This is a genomic window from Streptomyces sp. PA03-1a (assembly GCF_033792805.1).
Taxonomy (GTDB): Bacteria; Actinomycetota; Actinomycetes; order Streptomycetales; family Streptomycetaceae; genus Actinacidiphila.
In genome coordinates, this window is record NZ_JARAVO010000328.1 from 1 (window position 1) to 8,432 (window position 8,432).

The following is an 8,432-nucleotide window of genomic DNA, read 5'->3' on the forward strand; positions in this document are numbered from 1 at the left end:
GCCCGGCGCCCGCGCGGCATCGTGGAGAGCACCCCGCGCCCGTCGGCGATCGTCGACCCGCGGCGGCTTCCCCCGCCCACCCCGGCGCCGCTGCCGGAACCGCCGGCCGTCGAGCCGCCGATGATCCCCGAGCAGACGCAGCGCTCTCCGGAGCCACAGCCCGTGGTGCCGCCGCAGCCGCAGCCCATGGTCCCGCCGCAGGCACCGGCACCGGCGCCGGTGCAGCCCCAGCCGTCGTCCATGCCGAGCGACGGCGGTACGCAGGGCCGGGCCATCAGCGTGCGCACCCTCGGCCAGGGCGTCGCCTTCGCCCAGCAGATCAACGAGCAGGTCGCCCAGCCGTCGAGCGGCTCCGGGCGCCGGCGCAAGCTCGCCACCCCCGCGGAACCCGATGCACCCAAGGCCGTGGCACCCGCGGCCGTGAACGGCACGGAGACCCCCGGCCGGGCGTACGCCATAGGCGCTCCCACGGAGGCCACCGAGGGTCCCGAGCCGCTCGACGGCCCCAACGGCGCCGTCGACGTCACGGAGGAGACCGGCCCCGAGCCCGGGGCCGTGCTGGACGAGCCGCGCCGGCTGCTGGTCTGGCCGGAGCCGGACGTCTCCACCCGCCAGGCGCTGACGGACCGCGGCTACCGCCCGGTCATCGTCCGCTCGCGCGAGGAGGTCGACGCCCAGGTCTCCGATCCGCCCGCCGCGCTCTTCGTGGACCCGCTGACCGGGCCGATCACCCGTACGGCGCTGCAGTCGCTGCGCCAGGCTGCGGCGCAGGCCGAGGTGCCCGTCCTCGTCACGGCCGGGCTCGGCCAGGCCACCCGCGAGGCCGCGTACGGAGCCGATCCCGCCGTGCTGCTCAAGGCGCTGGCCCCGCGCGACAGCGAGCAGCACCCGCCGCGGGTGCTGCTGATCGAGGCCCACACGCCGATCGCCCAGGCCTTCACCGCCACGCTGGAACGGCGCGGGATGCACGTCGCGCACGCCCAGTCGGAGGCGGACGCGATGACGCTCGCCGCGCAGATGCACCCCAACCTCGTGGTGATGGACCTGATGCTCATCCGCCGCAGGCGCCAGGGCATCATCGACTGGCTGCGGGCGAACGGCAGGCTGGAACGCACGCCGATGGTCGTCTACACCGCGGTCGACATCGACCCTGCGGAGCTGCCGCGGCTGGCGTCCGGCGAGACGGTCCTCTTCCTCGCGGAGCGGTCGACCAGCACGGACGTCCAGGGGCGCATCGTCGACATGCTGGGAAAGATCGGCTCCTGAGGGCCCACCGCACGACGTGCGCCGGGCCCCGGGGGTGCGCCCCCCCCGGGGCCCGGCGCACGCGTGGCGCGTCGTCAGACGAGCTTGGTGACGTCCAGTTCTCCCGCCGCGTACTGGCGGCGGATCACCTTCTTGTCGAACTTGCCGACCGAGGTCTTCGGCACCGCCGGGATGACGGCCCAGCGCTCGGGCAGCTGCCAGCGGGCGACGCTCTCGCCGAGGAAGGCGCGCAGTTCCTCGTAGCCGACCGTGGTGCCGTCCTTGAGGACGACCGTGGCGAGCGGCCGCTCGCCCCAGCGCTCGTCGGGTACGGCCACCACCGCGGCCTCGGCGACGGCCGGGTGGGCCATGATGGCGTTCTCCAGCTCGACCGAGGAGATCCACTCGCCGCCCGACTTGATGACGTCCTTGGCGCGGTCGGTCAGCGTCAGGTAGCCGTCGTGGGTGATGGTGCCGACATCGCCGGTGCGCAGCCAGCCGTCGGGGCTGAACTTGTCCTCGGGGAGGAGCGCTTCGGCGTCGGCGCCGCCGTAGTAGGCCGCGGCGATCCACGGCCCGCGGACCTCCAGTTCGCCCGCGGACTCGCCGTCCCAGGGCAGCACCTCGCCGGACGGGCCGACCAGCCGGGCCTCCACGGAGGCGGGGAAGCGGCCCTGGGTGATCCGGTACGGCCACTCCTCCTCCTCGGTGAGGCCGGCCGGCGGGTGGGCCATGGTGCCCAGCGGGGAGGTCTCGGTCATCCCCCACGCGTGGAGGAGGCGGACGCCGAGCTTGTCGTACGCCTCCATCAGGGAGGGCGGGCAGGCGGAGCCGCCGATGGTGACGTGCCGCATGCTGGTGATGTCACGGGGCTTGGCGGCGAGTTCGGCGAGCAGGCCCTGCCAGATGGTGGGGACGGCGGCGGCGTGCGTGGGACGCTCGCCCTCGATCATCTCGGCGAGCGGGCCGGGCTGCAGGAAGCGGTCCGGCATCAGCATGTTGATGCCGGTCATGAAGGTGGCGTGCGGCAGGCCCCAGGCGTTGACGTGGAACTGGGGCACGACGACCAGGGTGGTGTCGGCGTCGGTCAGGCCCATCGACTCGGCCATGTTGACCTGCAGGGAGTGCAGGTAGATCGAACGGTGCGAGAACAGCACGCCCTTGGGGTCGCCGGTGGTGCCGGAGGTGTAGCACATGGCGGCCGCGGAACGCTCGTCCAGCTCGGGCCAGTCGTAGCGGTCCGGGCGGCCCTCGATGAGGGACTCGTACGTGTGCAGGGCGGGACGGCAGCCCTCCAGCGGCGAGGTGTCGCCGGGGCCGACGACGACCACGTGCTCGACCGACTCCATGGCCGGCAGCAGCGGTGCCAGCAGCGGTATCAAGGTGCCGTTGACCAGGACCACGCGGTCGGCGGCGTGGTTGGCGATGAAGACCAGCTGCTCGGCGGGGAGCCGGAGGTTGAGCGTGTGGAGGATCGCGCCCATGGAGGGGATCGCGAAGTACGCCTCGACGTGCTCCGCGTTGTTCCACATCAGGGTCGCTACGCGGTCGTCGCGCTGGACGCCGAGCTCGTCGCGCAGCGCGTGCGCGAGGCGGGCGGCGCGGGCCCCGATCTCGGCGAACGAGCGGCGCTGCGGCTCGCCTTCGCCGGTCCAGGTCGTGACCTGCGACCGGCCGTGCACGGTCGAGCCGTGGGTCAGGATCCGTGACACCAGCAGGGGAACATCCTGCATTGTGCTCAGCACCGGGCGCCTCCTCGTTGAAGCGGCTACGCGTGGGTAGGTGGGTGCTGAGATTCTGCTGGCATACCGAGCGGTATGTCACTACCCCAGGCGCAATTCGGGGTCCTCGCGGAGTTTGCCCAGGGCGCGCGACACCGCGCTCTTGACCGTGCCGACCGACACCCCGAGCGCCTCGGCGGTCTGCACCTCGCTCATGTCCTCGTAGTACCTGAGGACGACCATCGCCCGCTGGCGGGCCGGCAGCCGGGCGATCGCGCGCAGCAACGCGTCGCGCTGGGCCTGCTGCTCGGCCTCGTCGGGGCCGGTCACGGCGTGGCCGTGCGGCTCGGGGAGCTCGTCGGTGGCGTACTCCTCCACGCGGCGCCTGCGCCACTGCGAGGTGCGGGTGTTGACCAGCGTGCGGCGCACGTAGCCGTCCAGCGCCCGGTGGTCGTCTATCCGGTCCCACGCCAGGTAGGTCTTGGTCAGGGCGGTCTGCAGCAGGTCCTCGGCGTCGCAGGGGTTGGCGGTGAGCGAGCGCGCGGTCCGCAGCAGCGCCGGGCCCTTGGCCCGGACGTAGCGGGTGAACTGGGCCTGCGAGGCGCTGGTGCACACGGGCGTCGTCATGGCTCCACGCTAGGAGCCGGTCCGGGTGCGGGGGATCCGCCGCAGGTGCCGAAGCGGGGTCACCCTGAAGTCGTAGGGCGGGGGCCCGCCCCACCTCCGGAGGGCTGAGGCGGCACCCGCCGCCCCTACGGGTCGCCCCGCAGGGGCGGCGTCCTCGCGGCCGCCCGCCGCGTCATCCGACGACGGCCACCGGCCCGTCCAGCCGGTTGCGGTCGATCGCCAGCCGCCGGCCGCCGTGCTTCTCGCGCACGCTGCCCGAGTACTGGTGGATGCGCCCGTGCGGATGCCAGGCGTCCCGGCCGAGGACGGGTTCGCCGCGCACCGCGGGCTTGCCCTGCCAGCGGGCGAACCAGACGGCGCGCGGCAGGTCGTCGTAGCCCTCCCGGCGGGCCCGCTCGACGTGCCGGATGCCGGACTCCGAACTGCTGTAGAGGCCCGGCAGGTAGCCGGCGTCGTCGACCTCGCGGTCCCAGGCCCGGATGAAGTCGAGGGTCTGGTCGGCGCAGCGGGACCGCTTGACGTTGTACGCCTCCATGTCGAGGTAGAGCGCGCTGCCCTCCTCGAAGCCGAGGGCGGCGGCCCTGCGCACGGCGTCCCAGCCCTCGCTCGCGCCCTGGCCCCAGGGGTCGTCGGTGCTCATCCGGTGGTTGCGCAGATGTCTGCCGCGTACGCAGGGCGACTGCGAGCCGACGTAGATCGGCAGGATGCGCCAGCCCATGCGGTGCACCGAGCGCACCCAGGTGCGGTTGAGGTGCCGCTGGGTGCTGCAGGCACGGGCGCGGCCGCCGTAGTAGACGCCGACGGCGCGGTACTTGGAGCGCAGCCAGGCCCGCATCGTGGACAGCGGCGGCGTGCGGCAGGTGTCGAAGCCGTAGCCGCGGTAGACGCGGGCCGGGCCGGCCCCGGACGGGGCGCGTTCCTCACCGCCGAGGCCGTAGGGGAGGTCCAGGCCGTCGAGGAGACCCGTGTCGGCGAAGCCGAACGGGTCGTCGTCACCGCCGTCACCGGGCGCCCGGGCGGGCCGGGCGGGCAGGTACGTCCGGACCGCGCCCGGCGTGGCAGCCGTCACCGAGGCCGGCTTGGCGACCGGCGCGGCGGGACGCGGCACGACGGCCTCGGCCGCGGTGGGACCGGCCAGGAGGCAGGCCAGCACCATCGCCACGATCGCCCCGTGTCGGATGATCGGCTTGTGTTCGCGCATGGGTCGAGTGAACGCAGGCGGCTGCCCGCGAACGGGGCAGCCACGCCCCGCTGTCAGCCGTACGCAGCAACGCCCGGCCCCGGATGGGCCGCCGGTGCCGGGGCCGGCTCAGTCCGCCGCGCCCAGCAGCAGTCCCGAGGTCGGCACCCCCGTACCGGCCGTGACGAGGACGTGGGCCGCGCCGGGGACCTGGTTGACGCTGGTGCCGCGCACCTGCCGCACCGCCTCGGCGATGCCGTTCATGCCGTGCAGGTACGCCTCGCCGAGCTGCCCGCCGTGGGTGTTGACGGGCAGCCTCCCGCCCCGTTCCAGACCGCCGTCGGCGGCGAAGGCGGCCGCCTCTCCGCGCCCGCAGAATCCGTACTCCTCCAGCTGCATCAGGACGAAGGGGGTGAAGTGGTCGTAGAGCACGGCGGTGTCGACGTCCTGCGGCCGTAGGCCGGAGGTCCGCCACAACTGGCGGGCCACGACCGCCGACTCGGGGAGCCCGCACAGGTCCTGGTCCGGCCGGTAGTAGCCGGTCATCTGCTCCTGGCCGCGCCCCGCGCCCTGGGCGGCCGCCCTGATCACCGCGGGCGGGTGCCGCAGGTCCCGGGCGCGCTCGGCGGAGGTGACGACCAGGGCCTGACCCCCGTCGGTCTCCTGGCAGCAGTCGAGCAGGCGCAGCGGCTCGACGATCCACCGCGACGCGGCGTGGTCGGCCAGGGTGATGGGCCGGCGGTGGAAGTACGCGGCCGGGTTGGTCGCGGCGTGCCGGCGCCCGGCGACGGCGACATGACCGAAAACCTCTGGTTCGAGCCCGTACGTGTGGAGATAGCGCTGTGCCGACATGGCGACCCAGGACGCGGGGGTGAGCAGCCCGGACGGCAGGTTGACGCCGAGCGCCGCGCCCTCCGCCGAGGGTTCGCGCTGCTGGACGCCGGAGCCGAAGCGGCGGCCCGAGCGCTCGTTGAAGGCCCGGTAGCAGACGACGACGTCCGCGACGCCGGTCGCGACGGCCATCGCGGCCTGCTGCACGGTGGCGCAGGCCGCCCCGCCCCCGTAGTGGATCCGGGAGAAGAAGCCGAGTTCACCGATGCCGGCCGCCTGGGCGACGGTGATCTCCGGGCTGGTGTCCATCGTGAAGGTGACCATGCCGTCGACGTCGTCCGGCGTCAGCCCGGCGTCCTCGACCGCCGCGCGCACGGCCTCCACGGCGAGCTTCAGTTCGCTGCGCCCGGAGTCCTTGGAGAACTCCGTCGCGCCGATCCCCGCGATCGCGGCCCGTCCGCCCAGGCCGTCGCGCCGGCGTACGCTCATCCGCCCCCCACCTCCAGCACCGCGGTGCCCGTGACGTGCCGCCCCCGCCCGACCGCGCCGATGACCTCGACCGTCGCCTCCGTGCCGCGTACCGCCGTGACGCTCCCGGTGAGCACCAGCTCGTCGCCGGGGTGCGCCGGTGCGCCCAGCCGTACGCGCAGTGAGCGGAGCACCGCCGAAGGACCGAAGTGCCCGGCGAGGTACCGGCCGACGAGCCCGCCCGTGGTGAGGATGTTCAGGAAGACGTCCGGCGAGCCCTTGGCCCGCGCCGCGTCGGGGTCGTGGTGCACGTCCTGGAAGTCGCGGGTGGCGATCGCCCCGGCGACGACCAGCGTCCGCGTGACGGGGATCCGAAGCTCCGGCAGGACGTCGCCCGCCCGCGCCCCCGGTCCGGTCATCTCACACCTCCGCGCGGAAGACGGGCACGGCCGGCTCCCCGTCGGCCTGCCGGAATTCGAGCGTCACCGGCATGCCGATGCGCACCTTCTCGTACGGCACGCCGACCACGCCGCCGAGCAGGCGGACCCCTTCGGCCAGTTCGACCAGGGCGACCGCGTACGGCGGGTCGAAGGCGGGGAACGGCGGGTGGTGCACGACGACGCGGCTGAAGACGGTGCCGCGCCCGCAGGCCGGTACCGTGTCCCAGGCGTCGGAGCCGCAGCTGTTGCAGCCGGGGAGCCACGGCAGCCTCAGGGTTCCGCAGGAGGAGCAGCGTTGGATGAGCAACTCGTGCCGCCCGACGCCCTCCCAGTACCCGGCGTTGTCCCGGTTGACGACCGGGCGGGGCCGTCGCGGCCGCCCGCCCGGCGCCGGCGCGGGTGCGTACTTGAGGATGCGGAAGCGGTGGCGGCCGGCGAGTTCGCCGTCCGCCCTGACGTCCATGCGCGTGGTGACGAAGTGGCCGCTGCCGAGGCGGGTGGTCTTGCGCGGCGACACGGATTCGATCACCGCGTCGAAGGTGATCCGCTCGCCGGGGCGCAGCGGCCGCAGGTACTCCTGCTCGCAGTCGGTGGCGACGACCGCGGTGCAGCCGGCCTCGTCGAGCAGCGCGAGCAGTTCGTCGTAGGCGCCGGCGCGGCCGGCCCCGGCGACGTCTCCCGGCCCGGGGAGCCCGCGCATGGTCCACACCTGGAGCATGGGGGCGGGTGCCGTGCCGTCCTGCGGGACGGGATGGCCCAGCGCCTCGCACCAGTGCCTGATCATAGGCCGGTTCACGGGGTCCTTGCCCTCGCCCGCGACGGCGGCGGGGCGCCCCTCGTACGTCACCAGCCGCTCGTACAGGTCGTCGGTCGTCATCGTCGCCGCCACCGCCCCCAGTTTCTGACTGATCGTCAGATTGGCGAGGAAGCGGCACCGCTGTCAAGACGCCCGGACGGAAGGCGTTGTCCACAGGCTGTGGACAACGCCGGACGTGACTGCGCGACGGCAGTGAGGTTGCCGTCGCGCAGTCGACCCTTCAGCCCCCCGGCCCGCCCCGGCGGCGGACCGGCCCGCTCACCCCATGGGGCCGAAGTGGATGCTGAACGTCGGCTGGTTGATGGTGGTGAAGGCCGAACCCACCACACTGGCCGTGCTGTTCTGGTTCGAGGCCCCCGCCCCGGTCGCCGCCTGCTGCGTCGTCGTCACCGTCCCGAAGTTGTCGCGGCCCACGTTGCCGCCGCTGTTGCTCACCACGGTCGCGTTGGACGTGCCACCCGCCACGGCGCCGTTGTCGGCCACCGCCGTGCCGGCGAACAGCGCCGCCGCGAGCGGCAGCGCGGCCAGGGCGGACACGACTCGGGCGGTACGGATGCTTGCCATGTGTTTCCCTCCGAGGAGTGGATACGAGGTGCGCGGTGCGGCCGGCCGACCGCTCCGCCGGCTCTGCGACGTCGCCGCAAGCAGAGTTGCCCAGCACCACGACGGACAAGCCGGACCTTGATCCCTTTCGCTCGCAAGCGTGACGATCTGTCGACAAACCTCCACAACCGCCGCCGCTGACCGCCCGCCCGCGTCCCGGCCACCACAACCCGGGCCCGGCGGGCGCGGAATCGTTACGGCACGACTTTCGGCCAACCTCGGCGGACCGGTCCTCCCCGCCGGCGCCGCCGCCCGGGTGGCCACCACGGCGCCGTTCGGGCGGATGCCGCACCTCCCCGGTGCGTGGCGCGCCGGGAGGCGGCCGTCCGCTTCCTACGCTCCGGCTGACGGACCCCCGCTGCCCGTCGCGCCCCGCGCCCGGACGTCCCCGCCCGGCCGCACCGCCGGCTCTGCGACGTCGCCGCAAGCAGAGTTGCCCAGCACCACGACGGACAAGCCGGACCTTGATCCCTTTCGCTCGCAAGCGTGACGATCTGTCG

The 8,432-nt window shown here is 74.0% G+C and carries 8 protein-coding genes; 1 reads left to right on the forward strand and 7 read right to left on the reverse strand.

Annotated elements, in window-relative coordinates:
• On the forward strand, positions 1-1,266 hold a 1,266-nt coding region (locus PV341_RS41595), incomplete at its 5' end, for a response regulator (protein ID WP_500360566.1).
• Positions 1,267-1,340: 74 nt separating this feature from the next.
• On the opposite strand, the gene PV341_RS41600 is transcribed toward PV341_RS41595, so the two are convergent.
• The 7 genes from PV341_RS41600 to PV341_RS41630 form a co-directional block, all read right to left on the reverse strand.
• Positions 1,341-2,990, reverse strand: a complete 1,650-nt coding sequence (locus tag PV341_RS41600) for a long-chain fatty acid--CoA ligase (RefSeq protein WP_500332366.1) — start codon at positions 2,988-2,990, stop codon at positions 1,341-1,343.
• A 78-nt stretch (positions 2,991-3,068) separates the two neighbouring features.
• Positions 3,069-3,593, reverse strand: a complete 525-nt coding sequence (locus PV341_RS41605) for a SigE family RNA polymerase sigma factor (protein WP_500332365.1) — start codon at positions 3,591-3,593, stop codon at positions 3,069-3,071.
• A gap of 172 nt (positions 3,594-3,765) precedes the next feature.
• The gene (locus PV341_RS41610) at positions 3,766-4,794 is read right to left on the reverse strand and encodes a DUF1906 domain-containing protein (RefSeq protein ID WP_500332364.1); all 1,029 of its coding nucleotides are present in this window, start codon (positions 4,792-4,794) and stop codon (positions 3,766-3,768) included.
• 108 nt (positions 4,795-4,902) lie between these two features.
• Complete coding sequence (locus PV341_RS41615) at positions 4,903-6,093, reverse strand: lipid-transfer protein (RefSeq protein WP_499512972.1); 1,191 nt, start codon at positions 6,091-6,093, stop codon at positions 4,903-4,905.
• Complete coding sequence (locus PV341_RS41620; protein WP_500332363.1) at positions 6,090-6,491, reverse strand: MaoC/PaaZ C-terminal domain-containing protein; 402 nt, start codon at positions 6,489-6,491, stop codon at positions 6,090-6,092. The genes PV341_RS41615 and PV341_RS41620 overlap by 4 nt, the downstream gene beginning before the upstream one ends.
• Before the next feature lies 1 nt (position 6,492).
• Positions 6,493-7,389: a bifunctional MaoC family dehydratase N-terminal/OB-fold nucleic acid binding domain-containing protein gene (locus tag PV341_RS41625; protein WP_500360568.1), complete on the reverse strand. Its 897-nt coding sequence runs from the start codon at positions 7,387-7,389 to the stop codon at positions 6,493-6,495.
• A 198-nt stretch (positions 7,390-7,587) separates the two neighbouring features.
• Entirely contained in the window at positions 7,588-7,893 is a 306-nt protein-coding gene (locus PV341_RS41630) for a hypothetical protein (protein WP_500360569.1), read from the reverse strand.
• Between the last annotated feature and the right edge of the window lie 539 nt (positions 7,894-8,432).